This is a genomic window from Lentimicrobium saccharophilum (assembly GCF_001192835.1).
Classification (GTDB): Bacteria; Bacteroidota; Bacteroidia; order Bacteroidales; family Lentimicrobiaceae; genus Lentimicrobium; species Lentimicrobium saccharophilum.
Genome location: NZ_DF968182.1, coordinates 2303708 through 2323114, shown reverse-complemented (window position 1 = coordinate 2323114; position 19407 = coordinate 2303708). Strand labels below are relative to the sequence as shown.

Sequence of the window (19407 nt, the reverse complement as noted above, 5' to 3'; positions counted from 1 at the left end):
GGTTATTCAGTTTATTGTTAAGGATTCGTTAATGTCCCCAGGTTCCCTGAGGATAGTGATACTTAGGGGGGATGGGACGGTAAAGAAAAATCCTGCCTTGATTAAGGCAGGATTTTATGGTATTTTAAAATGCAGTTTCAGATGATCAGATCAGCATTTCAACGACTTTTTCAAAGGCATTGGAAACGCTTTGGTCGTGAAGGTTGTAGACCGGGAGTCCCTTCTCGGCCGCTTCCCCGACTTCTGCCACCAGGGGGATCTGCCCGAGCAGGGTTGTTTTAAGCTCTGAAGCCAGTAAAGCGGCTCCTCCCTGTCCGAAGATGAAGTATTTTTCACCGGGATGCTGCAGGGGCGTAAACCACGACATATTTTCGACAATCCCGAGCAGCGGCACGTTGAGCTCGTGATTGGTAAACATGGACGCTGCCTTGCGCGCGTCATTCATCGCGATTTCCTGGGGCGTTGTTACAAGAATAACTCCGTGAAGGTCCAGTTTTTGAACCGTTGTAAGCTGAATATCACCTGTACCCGGAGGGAAATCCACAATCATATAGTCGATATCGCCCCACCGGGTATTTTCAAACAGCTGGGTGATGGCATTGGCCGCCATCGGGCCGCGCCAGATCAATCCCTGATTTCGTTCAATAAAGAAACCAATGGACATAATTTTCACACCAAACTTTTCCACGGGTGTCATTACTTCCTTCCCGTCCTCTGTGTGCACTTCGGGCTTCAGGTGCTCAATCCCGAACATCCGGGGAACCGAAGGCCCGTAAATATCCGCATCTGTCAATGCCACTTTGAACCCCTGCCTGGCCAGTGCGACGGCAAGGTTGGATGAAATGGTCGATTTACCTACCCCTCCCTTTCCCGAGGCAACAACGATGATTTTCTTCACCCCGGGCAGTGAAATTTTTTCGAACGCATTCATGTCAGAAAGATTTTGAAGAGGCTGCCGGATCTGGTTCGGGTATTCTGCCATTTGCCGGACAGCCTCAGTAATGCTGGTTAGTTTGTTCAGAGATTGCGAAGTTTTGTTGCCACCACTTCAGCTGCCTTGATCAGCGGGTATGCCGCCGGAGAGGCCGTCAGGCAGGGGTGGGTTCCGATTTGTGAGATCAGCAGCGAATTGACCGACATACGGTTCTCTATGGCCAGTCCGATTACGTTGGTAAGTTCGCCGGCACTCAGTCCGCCGATTACCTCGCCCCCGATGATTACGCCTGAATATTTGGCAACAACCAGTTTAACCATCTGCTTGTGGGTGTCGGGCAGGTTACCGGGGTGGCGGTCAACGCCTTCAAAGGTGCCGGTAATCACTGAAATTTCCTCCTCAAGTGCCCTGCGTTCAATCAGTCCTGCAGTTCCGAATCCGTATTCACCAATGGCGGTGGAATATATGCCTATGGTTCCGCTGAAGGTTTTAACCACATGAATGTTGAAAAGATTCATGCCTGCAACGCGGGCTTCGGCGCAGGCCGTGGAAGCCAGCATGGTGGGAACCCGCTTGCGGGTGACAAAATCCCGTTTTTGTGCACAATCACCAATGGCAAAGATATCTTTCTCGTGGGTACGCATATATTCATCCACAGCGATAAATCCACCCTCATCCACAAAAATGCCTGCATTCACAGCCAGTTCCGTGTTGGGGCGGTACCCCATGGAAAGGATTACCGCGTCAGCTTCCAGGGTGTCGCCGTTTTCCAGTTTCACCTTCTCAACTTTTTCGCTTCCCATCACTTCGCTGATGCCGTTTCCGGTGATGATTTTAACTCCCCGGGTCGAGAGAATATCGCCGATGCGGGAAGCAACTTCATCGTCGAAGGCTGAATACAGAATACATGACTCTTTCTCCACCAGGGTTACATCGTGGCCCGACTTGACGAGTTCATCAGAAAACTCGACGCCGATAAACCCGGCACCGATGACTACAACCTTCTTCAGACCGTTGATCTTTTCCTTCATGTTGTCGAGGTAGGTTTTATCTTTCGGAATGACAAATACATTGTCAAGATCTGCGCCTTTCAGCCATTTGGGAAGTACAGGCCTGGAGCCGGTTGCGATTACAAGTTTATCGTACCCGATAATGCCGCCTTCTTTCAGGGTTGCCGTTTTTGTTTTTTTGTCGATGGCGATGACCTCATCCACCAATGACTCCACGCCGGCTTTGGCCATCATGTTGTCGACCGGCATAATGTTAAGCTGGCTGCTGTCGAGGGTTCCGAAAATGTAAGGAATCCCGCAGGGAACCATTACGTCTTTCTGCTTCTTTACCAGTGTGAACGATTTGTCTGACCAGGAACTTTTTCCGGTCACGGCCGCGACCATACCGGCGGCACTGCCGCCGATAATCAGTACATCAGTTGTTTTCATAGTACTTCTTCAAATTATTGATAATCCATGTTTTAAATCTTCAATAATGTCTTCCACGCTTTCAATACCCACGGAGAACCTTACCAGGTCATCGGTGATGCCGGCGGCCAGTTTGTTTTCATGGCTGACGGCGGCATGCGTCATTGAAGCCGGATGCTGAATCAGGGTTTCCACTCCACCCAGCGAAACAGCCAATATGGCAAGGTGTACATTGTCCATCAGTTTTTTTCCGGCTTCATAGCCGCCCTTCAGTCCGAAACTCATCATGGAGCCGAAGCCGTTCATCTGTCTGCAGGCCAGTTCGTATTGGGGGTGTGATTTCAGCCCCGGATATTTGATCCAGGCTACTTTCGGATGCGACTGAAGAAATTCAGCGACCTTCATGGCATTTTCCTGTGCCCTTTCGATGCGGATAGCCAGGGTTTTCACTCCACGCAGCACCATAAAGGCCTGGGTGGGATCCATGTTGCAGCCCATATATACCATGGAATGCCTGATCTTTTTGTAAATGGCCGGATCTTTCGCTACGATCACCCCGCCTACGATATCGGCATGCCCGTTGATGAATTTGGTGATGGAATGCAGCACCGCATCGGCGCCCAGATCGAGCGGTTTCTGCAGGTAGGGTGAACTGAAGGTATTGTCGACCACCAGGATCAGGTTGTGTGCTCTGGCAATTTCCGCGCAGGCGGCAACGTCGGTGATGTCCATGGTGGGATTGGCCGGGGTCTCGATGTAGAGCACTTTTGTATTCGGCCGGATTGCCTTGCGGATATTATCAAGGTTGGAGGTGTTTACAAAACTGGCTTCAACATTGAAGCGCGAGAAATCCTGCTCCAGTACGCCCCTTGCCGGTCCGTAAACCGCGTCGGAGCTGATGATGTGACTTCCGGCGCCGAGTAATGCCATGTAAACACTGCTGATGGCACCCATGCCCGAACTGGTGGCAATGCCGTCGTATCCGTTTTCAAGTTCCGCGATGTTGCGTTCAAAAGCCCTGATGGTCGGATTGCCGATGCGGGTGTAGATGTACCCGTCACTGGCTCCCGAGAAACAGTCGGCCCCGTGTTGCGCACTTTTAAAGCGGAAGGTTGATGACTGGTAAATGGGAACGGTTGCGCTCCCGAATTCATCGTCGAATGCACCGGCGTGAATGAGTTTGGTGCTGAATCCTTTGTCTTTCGTGTTCATTATTAAGTGATTTAAAATTCAATGCCTTTTCTGGCGTCAATTCCCTTGTTGTAATAATGCTTTACCTCTTTCATCTCGGTGATAAGGTCGGCGTATTCGTAGAGTTCAACGGGGGCGTAACGGCCCGTCATCACAATCTCCATATCTTCCGGTTTGGTTTTCAGCAGGCTGATGATTTCCTCCAGGCCAAACAAACGGTAATGCAGGGCAATGCACACTTCGTCAAGAATTACCACACCGGCCCGGTGGTGCCGGATGATATCCGTTACTTCTTCCAGCCCTTTGCGCGCTGCCCGGATATCCTTTTCTGTGGGTTCATTTACGATAAAGCAGTCCAGCCCGTATTGCCGGATGTTAATCTCGGGGATTCTCCCGAGGCTTTCCAGCTCTGAATAATGCATGCCTTTGACAAACTGGGCGATAAAAACCTGCAACCCTGCACCGGCGGCCCTGAGGGCAAGGCCAAGGGCAGCCGTGGTTTTGCCTTTTCCGTTTCCGGTATAGAGGTGTATGTATCCTTTTGGTTTCATGATTTTGCGCTAAGGATTACTTTTTTTGCTGAAGCTGCGCAGGTAGTAGCGATGATCGTCAAAATCAACTCTTCTGATGCTGCCTGAGTAAAGCATCTGAATCAGATCATCCTGCGAAGCGCCGGTTTTTCTCATCAACCCAAACACGGCTTCTTCCCGCATGGGATGGACGGCCGTGATGCTCAGCAGGTCGGTGCTGAAATTTCCGGTTGAGCTGAACTGATTGCCTTCATAGCCTGTGAGCAGCTCCGTGTTAAGGTGATGTCTTTTGAAGATTTCAAAAGCAATGGTCAGGGCTCTTTCATCGGCCGGAATAATGTTTTCAAATGCCGGTGGACGGGTAGGAGTGGCAATATAAGCAATGTCCGGGCCGATCTGGCCGAGGAAGTCTGCAAGGCTGTTCAGTGAATTCTCCTGATCATTGATATGTTTTACCAGCATTGTTTCAGTAACAAGTTTTCCTTTAAAACTGTCGGAGAATATTCTGATTCCGGTCAATATGTCTTCAAGTTCAAGGGTTTTGTAAGGCCTGTTGATTGATCTCCACTGATCATAATCAATGGTGTCCGCTTTAACAGAAACATAGTCTGCGGACATCAGATCCATTCTTACATCTTCTCTGTCGAGAAGGGAGCTGTTGGTAATCACGGCCACAGGTATTCCGGTTGATTTCAGTTTTTTGACCAGGATGCCCAGGTTCAGATCAAGGGTAGGTTCTCCATCCGGCACAATGGCAATGTAGTCAGGCTTTTCACTGAGTTTAAGTACAGCCAGGCGTTCTTTGACTTTTATTTCTATTTCTGAAGGGTTGTAAAAAACTGACCGGCCTGCCTGCATGCTTACGGCCTTCCCAACCTGGCAATAAGCACAGGAATAACTGCATACCTTGTGTGGTATGTTGTTTACACCCAGGCTTTTGCCAAGTCTTCTGGAGGGTACGGGCCCGTAAACAATATGTTCCATTGCTGTTGATTTTTTCGGGGTTTGATAGACTCCCTTTAATCAGAACTCATTCAGTAAACCTTTTTGATACTGCTCGTAAGCCTGTTTCAGGGTCATGTCATGCGCGTTGACCAGGATTTTCATTTTAGAATGTCTGAGCGCCGTTGCCGCATGGTCGCCCGGGCCGTTGCCGGTGATGAGTACGTCGGGATTGATTTCAAAAATTTTTTGCGCCGTAGCCGTTCCCGCCCCGTGGGCTTCGTTTTTTACTGAACTGTTGTCGATGCTGCTCAGCGTTCCGCTTGCCTCATCATAGATTACAAGAAATTCGGCGCGACCGAAGCGCGGGTCAACTTTCGATTCCCAGCTGGTCCCGCTGGCGGTAAATGCGATTTTCATTTCTTATTGTTTTAATCAGTTAGTTTCTTCACTTTTTCCCAGCATGCTGAAAGCTGTTCCTTCAATCTGACAGAACCGGACTCTGCAACGGTTTTCCCTGCTGTAATGGCCCTGGTAAACTGCCCGTCGTAAGGCAGATCCGTCAGATGCGGAATGCCTTCTTCAGCAAGAAAGTTCAGAATTGCCTGATGTTGCTCAGGATTGATATCGGCTTTGTTGATGATGCAACCCGCTTTGATGCGGAATTTTTTCACCAGTTCATAAACCCGTTTCAGGTCATGGAGCCCCGATACGGATGGTTCGGTGACCATTATAACGAAGTTGGCACCAGAGAGAGAGGACACCACCGGGCATCCCACCCCGGGAGAACCGTCAACGAGTACATAATCTGCGCGCTCTTCCAGGGCAAGTTCACGGGCCTCATTTTTTACTTTGGCAACCAGTTTGCCTGAATTGTCGGCGCCTGTGCCCAGGCGGGCATGAACCATTTTACCCCTGGTACGGATATTGGAAATAAACCACTTCCCGGCAAGGCGTTCTTTATTGATAATGGCTTCTGCCGGGCACACACGCGCGCAGTATCCGCAACCTTCACACCGCAGGGAATCTATCCGGTAAACGCCGTCTTTTACCCGAATGGCATCAAAACGGCAAACATCGGCGCATTTGCCGCAGCGAATACAAGCGGACTGATCTATGCTTGATATTTGGCCGCTGTAAAAGTCTTCCGAATATTCAAAATCGGGCTTCAGCAGCAGGTGCATGTCCGCGGCATCCACGTCGCAGTCGGCGGTAATCACTGATTCACCGCCAAAATAAGAGAAGGATGCCGTTACCGAAGTCTTTCCGGTGCCGCCTTTGCCTGATATCACGACAATTTCTTTCATTTCCGGCCTCCTTTTGCCATGGTGATTACCGTGTTCAGGATTTCTTCCAGGATTTCCCTGATTTCAGGAATTTCCCTGTAAATCAGTTTGCCGGCCGAGTAGAGTTCGGCGATGCGCCGGCTGTCAGGTATTCTGGCCAGCACCGGAATTTGTTCTTTGCTGCAATATTCATCCACCTCCTTATTGCCGGTACCGTAGCGGTTGATTACCACGCCAAACGGAATTCCGAATACTTGTACCGTTTCCACTGCCAGTTTCAAGTCATGAAGTCCGAAGGGAGTCGGCTCAGTAACCAGAATTACAAAGTCTGCATCCCTCACGGCTTCCATCACCGGGCATGATGTACCAGGCGGGGAGTCGTAAAGGATCAGGCGCACCTGCGGATGCTTTTCAGCAGCGTACTTTTTGGTTTTTGCAATGGCGGGTACGGCCTGTTCTTCGCCGATGTCAAGCCTGCTTTCGATAAAATGCAGGTTGTCTGCGCGGAACTCCGAAAGAATTCCTGTCCTTTTCTGCACCATGGGAAGAGCGGCGTCGGGACAAAGTTCGGAGCAGGCATAGCAGCTGTGGCAAAGTTCAGGAAATACCACGATGGAAGGTCCCAGACGGATTACTGCGTGATAATTGCAGACTTTCGTGCATATTCCGCAAAGGGTGCATTTTGATTCATCCCATTGGGGAATTGCCTTATAATTAACCTCCTGATGAACGGGTTCAGCCCGGAAGAAAAGTCCCGAGTTTGGTTCCTCCACATCCAGGTCGGCGAGTACCACCGCTTCACGTTCGGCAATAAGGGCTGCCAGATTGGTGGATAGGGTGGTTTTCCCCGTTCCGCCCTTGCCGCTGGCGATGGCTATGGTTATGGTGGCAGTATCAATCATATTGCAGGCGGATGGATTCAGTTGCCATTGTTGGTATAATCGCCTCTTTCAGAAAGGGCGTATTCCAGGTGTTCAGTTGCTGATGGGTAAGCAGGTATTTCTGCGGAATGGGATGGGTTCCCATAATCACTTTGAGTCCGTATTTTTCGGAGATAAAACTCCTGAAGTATTCCATATACGGGCAGGGAGGATATCCTACCAGAAAGCCCGTTGCAAAATGGACATGGGTTACGCCGTTTTTCTTCATTTCTTCCGGCGCATACTCTATGTTTCCGCCGGGGCATCCCCCGCAGGTAGTGTATGCGGCAAGTTCCACTTCCTTTTCTTTATACATGGCAAAAGCCCCTTCACGGTTTTTTAAGGCCCTGAAACACTTGCCGCCGGCACATGTATTGTATCTGTCGCAAATGATGATGCCAACTTTTACTTTTTCCATCGGGTATTTATTTTGTGTTGATAATGAGATAAATAACGGAAATGCCAATGCTGACAAGTATAACTTGTCTGAGCGAGTCGTTGAGTTTGGTCTTACGATGCATTTCGGGAATCAGATCGGCCAGCGAAATATAAAGGAAACTTGCTGCTGAAAATGCGAGTGCGTGCGGAATCAGGGACTGAATTTTATCCAGGGTAAAAAAGGCTATAACTCCGAATACCATTGCTGAAGCTCCGCTTAAAACATTAAACCAGAAAGCCTTGCTTCTGGAGAATCCGCTTTTGATCAGAATGCCGAAGTCTCCGAGTTCCTGAGGTATTTCATGCAAAATCACTGATAAGGTTACAAATACTCCCATTTCGGTGGAAGTAAGGAACGAAGCTGCTATAACTACACCATCAATTGCATTATGGAAAGCATCTCCGATCAGGATAATGGGTGCTGCAGCATTCATATGCCTTTCGCAGTTCTTATTTCTGCAACTACGCCAGAGGATTATTTTTTCAAGTACAAAAAAGAACAATATTCCCCCAAGAATTGACGGAAAAATTATTTCCGGGCTTTCCAGGGTCAATGCTTTTGGAATCATTCCCAGTAAGGCAGCACCTAAAAGTGTTCCTCCGGCAAGGTACATTAAGTAAGTAGATACTTTATTCAGCTTTTCATCGCTGAGAAAGAACATAACCCCGGCAAGGGCAACGCTCCCGATGCTCCCCAGAAACAGTGCAATTAAAACCTGTATAAGTTCCATTTTATTTTGCCTGGTTTAGAACAATAAAACTCCCTTTGTCAACTTTTAGTTTTTCAGCCATCACATCACACTTGACCATCAGCAGGAAAAAGATGCGGGGGTCATTCTCATCAATCAATCCTTCCAGGTTTCCCTGCCCCTTGGAGATAATCAGATCCGCTGACCGGAAAGTGTCCCGGAATTCATTGCTTGATTTTTTCAGAATTGTTGATGGTGCGTCAAAACCGCTATTCATAACTTTTGCCAGCCGGTGTAGTCCGGTTTCCTCTGCTTCCTTCATAGTGGCGTCATTCAGGGCCGGTCCTCCGCGCACCGCAAAGCTTACGTTGGGGTGGGCCATGGTTTCAACCAGCAGCCGGTCAAAGACGATTTCCCCGGCATTATCGCCCAGGTAAAGCACCGAAGCTGCTCTCCGCAATTCCTGCTTCAGCTTTGCCGAGTGATCAACCGCAAATGAAGCATTCATAACACTTTCAATCGTTTTATGAATGTCAAAACTGTCTGCTGCGCCATAGTCCATGATGTTGCCGGCAATTGCAAGCCTGAGGGCCATGCGGAACGGATCCGGTGCTGCAGTGACCCTTGGCTGCCAGATTTTGTAAAGCATTTCAGCCACCCGGTTGCTTTCTGACTTTTCGGCTTCAAAAGCGTCAGCAATGCCTGTGAGTGTCCGGAAAACACCATTCAGTTTCTGCTGCATTTCCGGCGTTGATCCAAAGTGCTGCGTTTTCGCAATTTCATCGAAGGCATTCAGAAATTCATTCCGGACCTTTTCGCTGATATTGAATTTTCTGAACAGGGCATGGTACGAACGCAACAGGCAGTCTTTACATCGCAAGTCATTGAAAACCGCCGGATCAGTGATGGTGGTGTCCATGATCATGGTGTCCGTGTTCACCGTGATGGTCGCAATAGTTGGCATTCAGTTTCAGTGTGCCATCCAGGAAACGGGTAACCAGATTCCGGGGAATATCTGCCGTGGCGCCCACAAATACATTAACCCCGGCTTCGTTAAACAGATTGACAGCCATGGGGCCCATGCCTCCGGCAATCACATCGGTAGCGCCGATGGCGGCTACCCAGCGCGGAAAAGTACCGGGCTGATGCTCAGGCGGATCCATCCGGCTGATGTTGGTAATGGCATTGTTTTCCACATCCACGAATGCGAAATACTGGCAATGGCCGAAGTGTTCCGACAGTTTGTCGCCGGCCATGGGAATAGCAATTTTTTTCTTCATTTAGATAAGCATTTCGAGTGATTGTAAGAGGCAGCCACGACCATTCCGTTGCAGCTGCCTCTCTTCAGTTATTTTTTGAGTACTGCTTTTTCAACTTCTTCCTTGCTGATGGCTTTGGTGCAGAAGAACCAGTCGTAACACTTAATGTCTTTCTGGTTTTCCATGCGTTCTTTGGCCACGCCGCACGAACCGGCGGTAGGAACAATGACCTCATCGCCCGGACGCCAGTCGGCAGGGGTAGCAATGCTGAAAGCGTCGGCGGCCTGCATGGCAACCAATGCGCGGTAGAGCTCGTCAAAATTACGTCCAAGGCTCAGCGGGTAATAAATAATGGCGCGGATGATTCCCTTGGGATCCACAAAGAATACGGCACGAACGGCTTTGGTGTTGCTCTCTCCCGGCATCATCATGCCGTATTTTTTTGCAACATCCATGGTGATATCCTCGATCAGCGGGAATTTTACTTCAATGTCCTTCATCCCCCTGTATTCAATCTTCTCCTTGATGGTTCTCAGCCATGCAATGTGGCTGTAAAGTCCGTCAACCGAAAGGCCGACCAGTTTGCAGTTGGCTTCGTTGAACTTTTGCTCCATATGGGCGAAAGTCATAAACTCCGAAGTACATACCGGGGTGAAGTCGGCCGGATGGCTGAAAAGTATGACCCAACTTCCGCTGTAATCGGCGGGGAAGTTGATTTCGCCCTGGGTTGTTACGGCCTTGAATGAAGGCGCTTTGTCGCCGATGCGGGGCATGGGAATGATTTCCTGATTCTGGTTTTCCATGGTGTTTGGTTTTAAGTTTACAATCTGATTTTTCTGAATTCTTCTTTCATTCTCCGGATGTCATTCATCCAGTCTTCAATGTCGTTTTCATGTTCGATTTCGTCATTGAGAATTGAAACGGCCATCTGGTGGGTGGTATAGTCCTTGCCCCTGGTAAAGTCCGCAATCTCCTGGTAACGTTGAATGGCGCAGCGTTCGCCCCTTAGATTTTGTTCGAGGATAACCTCAATGTACGGATCTGAAGGCTCTTCATATGAACAGCGCGAGAGTTTTGTCCAGTCAGACGGGTTGATTACGGGTGTTCCGCCAAGTTGGATAATACGGTCAGCCACCATCACCGCGTGATTCAGCTCTTCATTTGCATGTACCAGCAATTCAGGTTCCACTTCCGAGCGCATCGGGCCTTCCAGCAGGCGGGCGCCTATCCAGTACTGGTAATAGGCCAGCCATTCTTCGGCCAGCGCCGCATTCAGCATATCGAGCAGTTGCTGATTGTCAACCGATGATACTTTAATCGCTTGTGTTCCCATAGGGTTAAATTTTAGTGAATATATGGTTTGAAGAATAAGGTTAGTTGCCACCCCTGAAACGGTTCTGATTTCCAGCCCCGCGGCCACGGCCTTTGCCGCGACCCATGCCACGGCCCCTGCCCGGGCCTCTTCCCGGAACATTCTCTGCGTCAGATTCATTCTCTGCAACAGGACGGTTTTTCAGGCCGGCACCATAGTTGGTGCATTTACCCATTCTGCGTCCGGTCATAGGACCCTGTCCTTCCGGACCTGTTTGATCAAATCCTGGCATTTTAGCCTCCTTTTTTTATTGTTAAACTTCAGTTTTTGCTTTCGTGCGATGTTGCTGATTTTCCTGAATACCGTATTACCGGTTATTCATTTGCGTGATTCAGCATCTCAATAATGCGGCCAATGGTAATCCCCGGTTTCCTGAGGACAATCAACTGTATCTTCATGCTGTCGAGTGTTTCTTTTATTTTGGCGCCAAATTCCCCGGAAACGATTTTGTTTACTTTACGGGAGGTGATCATTTGAACGGAAGCCGGACCGGCGCTATCCTCGGCATTTTTGTGGGGATTGGGTATAAACTCGGTGGCCCCGCTCTCCGTGTCGTAAACCACGAAAAAGGCGCATCGTCCGAATCGATGATCCAGCAATGATTCCGGCGAATTTCCGGTTGAGGTTATGGCTATTTTCATGTTTTACTGTTTTATGGCATTCTGCATCCGGGTGTTCCTTTACGTCTCATCCTCGTATGGCACGAAGGACAGGTTTGCTGTCCGCAGGGCTGTCCCGGCTGATGCAGGAGCTCCAGTCCGCATGCCGGGCATACGCACAAATCATTTGTATCAGCGACTTCAAACGCCGATACCGGCTCGCCCTCCGCCTTGCCGATGGCCTTGCTGCCGCAGAGGGGACAGGCCGTTACCGCCTGCTGCATTTCAGGATTGTTGAAATAACAACTGCAGGATGAACAATGATACCAGCCCGAATCGAAATATACCTTGCCTCCCTCCACGGTGATTTGCCGGCCTTCGACAAACGCCCGGGCAATTTTCTGCCTTACTGAAGCGTAAATACGGGTAAATGTGGGCCTGGAGACTCCCATAGCCTGTGACGCATGATGATGGTTAAGCATATCATAATCACAAAGCCTCAAAGCTTCATATTCCTCAAAAAGTAGCATGACCGGTTCTGCCGGCTTACCATCCAGGTCGGGCCCGTAGGGCTTAAATCCTTTTACCGGGGGTGGACTGAGTATTTTACGTGGTCGTTTCAGATTGGGAGACATGAATAATGAGCAAATGTTCGCTGCAAAGATAATGAACAATAGTTCACTTTGCAAGTTTTTTTCTATTTTTGTATGCTTTAAAACTGAAAGGGAATGGAAGGAAAAACTACCATTATTACCCGGCTTGTAATGCCGGGCATGCTGAATGATCAGGGAATCCTGTTTGGCGGCAACCTGCTTAAATGGATGGACGAAGCGGCTTATATTGCGGCTAAAAGGTTTGTCAGTATGCGTTTGGTTACGGTTTCGGTCGAAAAGGTAAAGTTTCACAGACCCCTGTATCAGGGGGATATTCTTGAATTATGTTGTAACGTGAAACGAACCGGCAATGTATTGTTGGAGGTTGAGGTGAAGGTCAGCTGTGAGTGCAGTAAGGCAGCAGAAAAAATGCTTGCCGCGAAAGGCATTTTTAAATTTGCTGCCGTGGATGAATGTAACCGGCCTGTCAGGATCGGCACTTCTGCGGATTGCCTTGCACTACCGGTTTAATTGGGTTGTGATATCAGAATCGGCATTGCCTGGTCAGAAATAAACAGCAGGAAGGTAAGCTACCTGACTGATAATTATTATTTTACGACCATAAACTTACGGTTGAACTGATAGCCCGCTGAAGACATCCTTGCCACATAAACCCCTGCATTGAGACCGGATAATGACAGAGAGGTTTCTTTTCCTGTCAGGATTTCCGTTCTGAGAATCATCCCTTGACTGTTGATTATTTCAAGATGTAATGGAAGCAGGTTTTCCTCTGTGTCAATATACAGAAGGTCGTTTGCCGGATTCGGATATAGCCTGATCTTTTCATGCAGGGGTTCGCCGGTTGACTGAATCACAATATTAACGGTGAAATCCCTGGTAGCGGCACCGTATTCATTCCAGGCGGTAAGTGATCCCTGAAACGCTCCTGAATGGGGGTATGTATGGACGGGATTCTCATCGGCGGAGGTGGCGCCATCTCCGAATTCCCACAAAAACTGCGATGCGCAGCCTGAGCGGTTGGTAAACTGAACCTCAAACTGATTCACGGTAAAAGTCAGCCGGGCCGACGGCAATGAATCGGTCATGGCGATGTACAGGGAATCAACAATCCCGCTGTCAGTGTGGTTAAGGTAAACCATCACATCGCCACCGGGATAAACAACCGGTCTGCTGCCGCCGGAAGGAAACAGGCCGGAGGGTGTCCAGTAATAATCTTCAAAATCCTCCATACAAAGGTCAAGGCAGAGGGAGTCGGCGCAATTTATTCTTACGGTATCGGATATCAGGTCGAGGCAGATCTCATTGGCGCCTATGCTCGGGATGTCGCGTCTTTCCGTGCTGTCGATATCATACCGGTACAAGGTGAACAGTGGCGTTGCTTTCCTGATTAATGCCGGATTGGTGGACCGGAGATTGTCCTCTTCGTCGATGTAACCCGGGTCGTAAAACAATGGATTGCTTCCCTTAAAGTATATTTCATCCGGATTGCCTCCGGTAAAGTTGTTATTGCTTGCGGTAGTAATGTCCGGTTGATAAATAACCAGATTCCCGAGGTTGTTGTTGCGGACATGACCACCCACCCACATAAGTGTCAGTGTTGACCGGGGATGAAAATTATTATGAACCACCCATTGATCGGGACCGTGGGTAATATCCAGGTTGTAATAGAAATGATTGTTGTATAAACGAAGGTAATCGGTGAAACTCATCACCACCGGTCCTTTGAAAATGTTGTTGGTCATAAAGGTATTATCGCAGAAAGTAAACCGGACATTTTTCCGGCACTCATTGCCAGAAAAAGAGGAATTTATCCGGCTGACTTCAGCTTCCATATCAAAGATATTGTTGTGAAATGTGGCTGTCGCCCTGACTTTACAGTGGAAATGATTCTGATAACAGGTTCCGTTTAAAAACATGTAATACATGGTATCGGCAAGGTAAAAATGATTACCCGTAAAGGTTTGCAGGCTGAAATCCATGTTATCATCGTTCAGGGTGATGGTGTTGTAGTTGTAGATGGTCCGGATATAATCGTCCAGATTCAGTTTCCCTTCAATGTTGCACCGGTTAATGTATAGTTTAAGTTTTGAACCGCGGGAGTACATTGTTTTTTCCGGGCAGAAAATGTGGCAACTGTCAAATGTCAGGGTTTTCATGGCTCCTGAAAAGGATGCGTTTATCCTTATCAGGTAATCGTCGTAAGTATATCCGCTGGCTGACGGATTTGAAATATTGCAGTAACTGATCAGGCATTGGCTGGTGTTGTGCAGGTGCAGGGTGCTGCCCCATACCGGTGGTTCATGCGCTATGGTCAGCCGGTGAAGTTTTATGCGAGGACAGTCTCGCAGTGTAACAGTGCTTGTGATCACAACCGATGAAGTAATCCCGTTTTCAGCCGTGAAGCACACGGTATCCTGACTGCCTGAACCGGTGTACCCGTCAATGGTAAATCCGCTGTAAGTGCCGGGCCTGATCAGGAAAGTAACAGGTCCCGACGCTCCGTACATACTCAGGTGGTCTGCTGCCGACTGTATGCTGGAAAAGTCGGGTTCGGTGCCCCCGACCGTGTAATTGCCGGACAGCTGGGCATCTGACGTTCCGGTCAGCAGGAATAAGGTTGTAAACAGACAGATAAACCGGATTGCTTGCATGTGATTCATTTATGATTGTAAATTAATCAATTTTCTTTTGCTATTTTATGGCGCTTCAGTGCAGAGATATTTCGGTTAGGCGGCGGATGCAAATGCTGCTTATTTTATAACAAAAAACCTGAAGTTGTATTGATTGCCCGCTGAAGACATCCTTGCCACATAAACCCCTGAATTGAGACCGGATAATTTCAGACAGGTTTCTTTTCCTTTCAGGATTTCCGTTCTGAGAATCATCCCTTGACTGTTGATTATTTCAAGATGTAATGGAAGCAGGTTTTCCTCTGTGTCAATATACAGGAGGTCGTTTGCCGGATTCGGATATAGCCTGATCTTTTCATGCAGGAGTTCGCCGGTTGACTGGATCACAATATTAACGGTGAAATCCCTGGTGTCGGCACCGTATTCATTCCAGGCGGTAAGTGATCCCTGAAACGTTCCTGAATGGGGGTAAGTATGGACGGGGTTCTCATCGGCGGAGGTGGCGCCATCTCCGAATTCCCACAAAAACTGCGATGCGCAGCCTGAGCGGTTGGTAAACTGAACCTCAAATTGATTCACGGAAAAAGTCAGCCGGGCCGCCGGCAATGAATCGGTCATGGCGATGTACAGGGAATCAACAATCCCGCTGTCAGTGTGGTTAAGGTAAACCATCACATCGCCACCGGGATAAACAACCGGTCTGCTGCCGCCGGAAGGAAACAGGCCGGCGGGTGTCCAGAAGTACTGCTCAAATTCCTCCATACAAAGGTCGAGGCAGAGGGAATCTGCGCAGCTTATTCTTACGGTATCGGTTATCAGGTCGAGGCAGATTTCGTTGGCGCCTATGCTCGGGATGTCCTGTCGTTCAGTGCTGTCAATATCTAAGTTGTAAAGAGGAAATAATCCGGAGGCCTTCCTGATAAGAGCCGGGTTTGTTGCATGAAGATCGTTTGATTCGTCAATATAGGCCGGATCATAGAAGCTGGGATTTTTGCCCGCAAAATTGACTGAGTCAGGGTTTCCGCATACAAAGTTGTTGTTATAGAGCTGGTCATAGGAGGGGTAAAGGATATAGAGTTTACCGAGATTATTATTGTATATGGTTGCATCCGCATACAAAAGGTCAAGGGTGGAATTCCTGTGAAAATTGTTGTGGGCGATCCAGTGGCCGCCCCCGTGGGTAAACAGCACGCTTGAATAGAAGAAGTTATTCCATATTCTGTAATTGTCTGCATTGATTCTGCAGGACCCGAAGAAGTTGTTTCCGGCCAGATGGGCGGAATGAGTAAAAATAGTTTGAAATTCTTTCTTAAATGTGTTTCCAAAAATCCGCACAGGGATGGTGACCTGAGAGCTTACGAAATTCTCATTAAATATATTGTTATGGATAAGCCATGAATCACAATCAACATTGCAGTTGAAAGTGTTGCCTGTAAGCTCACCATCTATAAACAAGGCATAAGGAACATTTACGGTGCTTATCACACAGCCGTTCATTGCTGTAATGACGTCCAGTAAATCATCCTGATTGAATGTAAGATTGCATTGGTTGAAGATTATATTGATATAGGAAATGGTCAGGGAACTGATCTGGCCATAGATGCTGCAATTGTTGAAATACAGATTGGATTTCCGGCCTGTATGGTATATGGTTTTTTCCGGAGAATGTATCAGGCAATGACTGAATGTCAATTTTAACAATGTACCTTCCCAGGGGGCGGAAATTTTAATCATTGCCTCATCTGTACCGTAGTTACCCCCTGAAGGATTGGTAATCTCGCAATGGCTTATCATACAATTGCTGGTATTGATAAGCGATAGTTTTGCATAGGAAGCATTAACCTGATCAGCCAGGGTGAGTTTGTGCAGTTTCAAACGGTTCGTTCCGTTTAGAGTAATTCGTCCTTCAATGATGACAGATGAGGCAATTTCGTTTTCAGCCTGAATGGTAACCGTATCCTGGTTAGTTGCATTCATAAAGGTAAATACCGTAAATCCACCATAGTTGCCAGGCCTTACAAGGAACCTTACCGGACCGTTTATTCCCTGATACTGAAGGATAGAGACGGCGTGGCTGATATCAAAGAAGTCGGGATTTTCCCCGCCAACCGTGTAATCTCCCTGCAGCTGTGCATTCAGCATGACCGGACATAATAGAAAGAATAACAGCAGTGAATGGAATCGGCGCTTCCACATAATGGTATTTGTAAGATTTGATGAAATAGCTGTCTAAAAAAAAACTCTATAAATAAGCAATAATAATGTTGTACCAGTGATTGTTACGCAAACTTAGATGATTTCGCAGATAATCACCACATAATTTTTCCCGTATTTCTTTGCGCATTTCGGGCAGGTGGTGTACCACATATACCATTTTTTAATTTCGACACCCCTTTCTTTTGCCGCGGCCTTAAAATCTTCCGTCCATTTGCCGGTATCCCTGAACGGACCTTCATACACCCTGCTGAAGTACTTTCCGCTCAGGCGGGTATTCTCAGCACCCGGAATTTCCTTGTCCACGGCAAGGTAAAGGTCCATATTCCATTTTGAAGTATGATCGGAAAGACAGAGCCAGTCAGGAATATCGGCCCCGGCTTTTCCGACAAGGGCATTCATCTTCCGCATCGCCCCGCCAAAATTCAGGGGCATAAACATAAAGGTACAAACCCTGCCTTTGATGAATCTCTTTTTGTCCCATTCAATTACCTGGTTTTCCCAGGGTGCCGGTTCGAACCGGGGGCAGCATTCCGGTTCATAAGGTTGATTTGTCATTTTTAATGTTTTAAATCTATTGTAAAGTTACAGAATGTTTAATCAGTTTGCAATTGGCGAGTGATTAGTTTAAACAAAAAAAAACGCATGAACAGAAAATCATGTTTTTGTGCTGATTTACAAATAAAAAGCTTGCATGTAAATAATAATGTCTACCTTTGCCGCCATCAACAAATAACAATTACATCACCATGAGTAAAGGAACAGTAAAATTCTTCAACGATCAGAAGGGATTCGGATTCATTAAAGACAACGATTCAGACAATGAGTATTTTGTACACGTGTCTGGCCTTATTGACGAAGTAAGGGAAAACGACGAAGTAACTTTCGATCTTAAAGAAGGAAGAAAAGGATTAAATGCAGTGAATGTTAAAGTGATTTAATATATCCTCCAAGGTAATTCTTTGAGCCCGGTGTTCCGGGCTTTTTTTATGCCTGTAAATTTATTATGCCTAAAAAAAGCCACTCCTGAACGGAATGGCTTTCTGTGTTTTGCACTGCCTGTTTATTTGAGGCCGAGTTTTTTCTTTACCAGCGGCATGATGTCATCGGCCGGTTCGGTATAAAGTACCAGTCCTTCGGTAGAGTTAAGAATAAAGCTGTATCCGTTTTCTTTGGCAACATCCTTAACGGCGTTTCTTGCCTTTTCGATAATGGGTGTAGTCAGCTCGGTTTCTTTGGCCTGAAGATCTTCCTGTGCTGTTTGCTGGAACTCCTGAATGCGGCGCTGCAGGTCGACAATCTCTTTTTCTTTTGTCTGTTTGATGATGTTCGACATGGTAGCCTGGTTGGTCTGGTAATCGTTCAGCTTGGTTTCATACTCAGTCTGCATCGCCTGAAACTGACCCGAGAGTTGTTCCTGATACGCTGTGAAAGCTGCGCGGATAGAGTCCTGCCCGGGCATCATTTCATATAGCTGGGCGAAATTAATATGACCTAATTTCTGGGTTTTTTGTGCACTTACCTGCATTGCTGAAATCACTATAGCCAGCACAATGAAGATTTTCAGAACGTTTTTCATGTATTCGGTTGGTTTTAAGTTTTATTGCCGGGCAAATTTAGGAAAAATTCTTAATTGGTTGTGATTAAGTTACAAATGTTCTCCTGACGATTTTCAACCGCTGTCCGGCATGCGGAGGAATCTTCCGGTTTGTTGCAATTATTATCTTTTTCCGGGATTTTCCGGATATCCATTCGTAAGAATTACTGCCTGCTTTGATAGGAGTAACCCATTTTGTCGAGCACTTCTTCGCTGATGTCGTACCTTGGATTGGTGTACATCATGGAAACGCTGCCGGCCTTGTCAAAAATTACGGCGTAATTATCCGTAGCCGCGATGGACTCGATGGCTGCATATATTTTCTCCTGAATGGGCTTAATCAGTTCCTGGCGGCGTTTGAAGAGGTCGCCGTTGTTGCCGAACCGCTGACGCTGCAGATCTTTGGCTGCCCGTTCCTTGGTAATGATTTCCTCTTCGCGTTTGTTTTTAATGTCGTCCGGTAACAGCACAGCCTCGGCTTTGAAGTTTTTATAGAGCTGGTCAATTTCAGCAAATTTGGCTTCAATATCTTTCTGCCACTGCATTGAAAGTTCATCGATCTCGGTTTTTGCATCGGCATATTCAGGAATATTTTCCAGAATAAACTCACTGTCGACATAGGCAAATTTCTGCGCTGATGCGAATGCGGTGGTGAAAACAGCAATAACTGCAATGAATAGTGTCCTTTTCATGGTATTTCCTCCCTTTGGGTTTGAGGTTACTTATTTGATTTTGTTCCGGAGCAATAAAGCAAAAAACCTGCCATAATTTCCC

The 19407-nt window shown here is 47.6% G+C and carries 24 protein-coding genes; 2 read left to right on the top strand and 22 right to left on the bottom strand.

Annotated elements, in window-relative coordinates:
- Positions 1-145 precede the first annotated feature (145 nt).
- The 17 genes from TBC1_RS09035 to TBC1_RS08955 all read right to left on the bottom strand — a co-directional run bounded on the left by TBC1_RS09035 (position 146) and on the right by TBC1_RS08955 (position 12213).
- Positions 146-931 carry an Mrp/NBP35 family ATP-binding protein gene (locus TBC1_RS09035; RefSeq protein WP_082189605.1) on the bottom strand — a complete coding sequence of 262 codons (786 nt, stop codon included), beginning with the start codon at positions 929-931 and terminating at the stop codon, positions 146-148.
- An 86-nt stretch (positions 932-1017) separates the two neighbouring features.
- Complete coding sequence (locus tag TBC1_RS09030) at positions 1018-2373, bottom strand: FAD-dependent oxidoreductase (RefSeq protein WP_062041109.1); 1356 nt, start codon at positions 2371-2373, stop codon at positions 1018-1020.
- A 9-nt stretch (positions 2374-2382) separates the two neighbouring features.
- Positions 2383-3564 carry a trans-sulfuration enzyme family protein gene (locus tag TBC1_RS09025; RefSeq protein ID WP_062041106.1) on the bottom strand — a complete coding sequence of 394 codons (1182 nt, stop codon included), beginning with the start codon at positions 3562-3564 and terminating at the stop codon, positions 2383-2385.
- A gap of 11 nt (positions 3565-3575) precedes the next feature.
- Positions 3576-4094, bottom strand: coding sequence for a cob(I)yrinic acid a,c-diamide adenosyltransferase (cobO, locus tag TBC1_RS09020; RefSeq protein WP_062041103.1), 519 nt, complete (start codon positions 4092-4094; stop codon positions 3576-3578).
- A gap of 9 nt (positions 4095-4103) precedes the next feature.
- The gene (locus tag TBC1_RS09015) at positions 4104-5057 is read right to left on the bottom strand and encodes a radical SAM protein (RefSeq protein WP_062041100.1); all 954 of its coding nucleotides are present in this window, start codon (positions 5055-5057) and stop codon (positions 4104-4106) included.
- A gap of 39 nt (positions 5058-5096) precedes the next feature.
- Positions 5097-5435 carry a NifB/NifX family molybdenum-iron cluster-binding protein gene (locus TBC1_RS09010; protein WP_062041097.1) on the bottom strand — a complete coding sequence of 113 codons (339 nt, stop codon included), beginning with the start codon at positions 5433-5435 and terminating at the stop codon, positions 5097-5099.
- 11 nt (positions 5436-5446) lie between these two features.
- Complete coding sequence (locus tag TBC1_RS09005; protein WP_062041095.1) at positions 5447-6322, bottom strand: ATP-binding protein; 876 nt, start codon at positions 6320-6322, stop codon at positions 5447-5449.
- Positions 6319-7203: an ATP-binding protein gene (locus TBC1_RS09000; RefSeq protein ID WP_201781646.1), complete on the bottom strand. Its 885-nt coding sequence runs from the start codon at positions 7201-7203 to the stop codon at positions 6319-6321. Before TBC1_RS09000 ends, TBC1_RS09005 begins: the two co-directional genes overlap by 4 nt.
- Positions 7196-7639 (bottom strand): CGGC domain-containing protein, encoded by a 444-nt coding sequence (locus TBC1_RS08995; protein WP_062041092.1) that lies wholly within the window; start codon positions 7637-7639, stop codon positions 7196-7198. The genes TBC1_RS09000 and TBC1_RS08995 overlap by 8 nt, the downstream gene beginning before the upstream one ends.
- A 7-nt stretch (positions 7640-7646) precedes the next feature.
- On the bottom strand, positions 7647-8390 hold the full coding sequence (locus TBC1_RS08990) for a ZIP family metal transporter (RefSeq protein ID WP_062041089.1): 744 nt from the start codon (positions 8388-8390) through the stop codon (positions 7647-7649).
- Between the two features lies 1 nt (position 8391).
- On the bottom strand, positions 8392-9312 hold the full coding sequence (locus TBC1_RS08985) for a damage-control phosphatase ARMT1 family protein (protein ID WP_082189541.1): 921 nt from the start codon (positions 9310-9312) through the stop codon (positions 8392-8394).
- Complete coding sequence (locus tag TBC1_RS08980) at positions 9248-9628, bottom strand: NifB/NifX family molybdenum-iron cluster-binding protein (RefSeq protein ID WP_062041082.1); 381 nt, start codon at positions 9626-9628, stop codon at positions 9248-9250. The genes TBC1_RS08985 and TBC1_RS08980 overlap by 65 nt, the downstream gene beginning before the upstream one ends.
- A 68-nt stretch (positions 9629-9696) precedes the next feature.
- Positions 9697-10410 (bottom strand): peroxiredoxin, encoded by a 714-nt coding sequence (locus tag TBC1_RS08975; protein ID WP_062041079.1) that lies wholly within the window; start codon positions 10408-10410, stop codon positions 9697-9699.
- A 17-nt stretch (positions 10411-10427) separates the two neighbouring features.
- Entirely contained in the window at positions 10428-10940 is a 513-nt protein-coding gene (locus TBC1_RS08970; RefSeq protein WP_062041076.1) for a ferritin-like domain-containing protein, read from the bottom strand.
- Between the two features lie 40 nt (positions 10941-10980).
- Positions 10981-11211 carry a DUF5320 domain-containing protein gene (locus tag TBC1_RS08965; RefSeq protein ID WP_062041073.1) on the bottom strand — a complete coding sequence of 77 codons (231 nt, stop codon included), beginning with the start codon at positions 11209-11211 and terminating at the stop codon, positions 10981-10983.
- An 82-nt stretch (positions 11212-11293) separates the two neighbouring features.
- Positions 11294-11620: a NifB/NifX family molybdenum-iron cluster-binding protein gene (locus TBC1_RS08960; RefSeq protein ID WP_062041070.1), complete on the bottom strand. Its 327-nt coding sequence runs from the start codon at positions 11618-11620 to the stop codon at positions 11294-11296.
- A gap of 11 nt (positions 11621-11631) precedes the next feature.
- Entirely contained in the window at positions 11632-12213 is a 582-nt protein-coding gene (locus TBC1_RS08955; RefSeq protein ID WP_062041067.1) for a DUF134 domain-containing protein, read from the bottom strand.
- 93 nt (positions 12214-12306) lie between these two features.
- Between TBC1_RS08955 and TBC1_RS08950 the strand changes: the two genes are divergently transcribed.
- Positions 12307-12702 (top strand): acyl-CoA thioesterase, encoded by a 396-nt coding sequence (locus tag TBC1_RS08950; protein ID WP_062041064.1) that lies wholly within the window; start codon positions 12307-12309, stop codon positions 12700-12702.
- Positions 12703-12779: 77 nt separating this feature from the next.
- Here TBC1_RS08950 and TBC1_RS08945 read toward each other — a convergent pair whose 3' ends face one another.
- The 3 genes from TBC1_RS08945 to TBC1_RS08935 all read right to left on the bottom strand — a co-directional run bounded on the left by TBC1_RS08945 (position 12780) and on the right by TBC1_RS08935 (position 17594).
- A complete protein-coding gene (locus TBC1_RS08945) occupies positions 12780-14843 on the bottom strand; it encodes a PKD domain-containing protein (RefSeq protein WP_172668863.1) in 2064 nt (687 codons plus the stop codon).
- Between the two features lie 99 nt (positions 14844-14942).
- Positions 14943-17018, bottom strand: coding sequence for a PKD domain-containing protein (locus TBC1_RS08940; RefSeq protein ID WP_082189540.1), 2076 nt, complete (start codon positions 17016-17018; stop codon positions 14943-14945).
- A gap of 93 nt (positions 17019-17111) precedes the next feature.
- The gene (locus tag TBC1_RS08935; protein ID WP_062041056.1) at positions 17112-17594 is read right to left on the bottom strand and encodes a hydrolase; all 483 of its coding nucleotides are present in this window, start codon (positions 17592-17594) and stop codon (positions 17112-17114) included.
- A gap of 191 nt (positions 17595-17785) precedes the next feature.
- On the opposite strand from TBC1_RS08935, the gene TBC1_RS08930 reads away from it, so the two are divergent.
- Positions 17786-17977: a cold-shock protein gene (locus TBC1_RS08930; protein ID WP_062042920.1), complete on the top strand. Its 192-nt coding sequence runs from the start codon at positions 17786-17788 to the stop codon at positions 17975-17977.
- 122 nt (positions 17978-18099) lie between these two features.
- Here the strand turns inward: TBC1_RS08930 and TBC1_RS08925 are convergent, their stop codons facing one another.
- Together TBC1_RS08925 and TBC1_RS08920 are read right to left on the bottom strand one after the other, a co-directional pair.
- On the bottom strand, positions 18100-18615 hold the full coding sequence (locus TBC1_RS08925; protein ID WP_062041053.1) for an OmpH family outer membrane protein: 516 nt from the start codon (positions 18613-18615) through the stop codon (positions 18100-18102).
- 182 nt (positions 18616-18797) lie between these two features.
- On the bottom strand, positions 18798-19325 hold the full coding sequence (locus tag TBC1_RS08920) for an OmpH family outer membrane protein (protein ID WP_062041050.1): 528 nt from the start codon (positions 19323-19325) through the stop codon (positions 18798-18800).
- Positions 19326-19407: the final 82 nt, after the last annotated feature.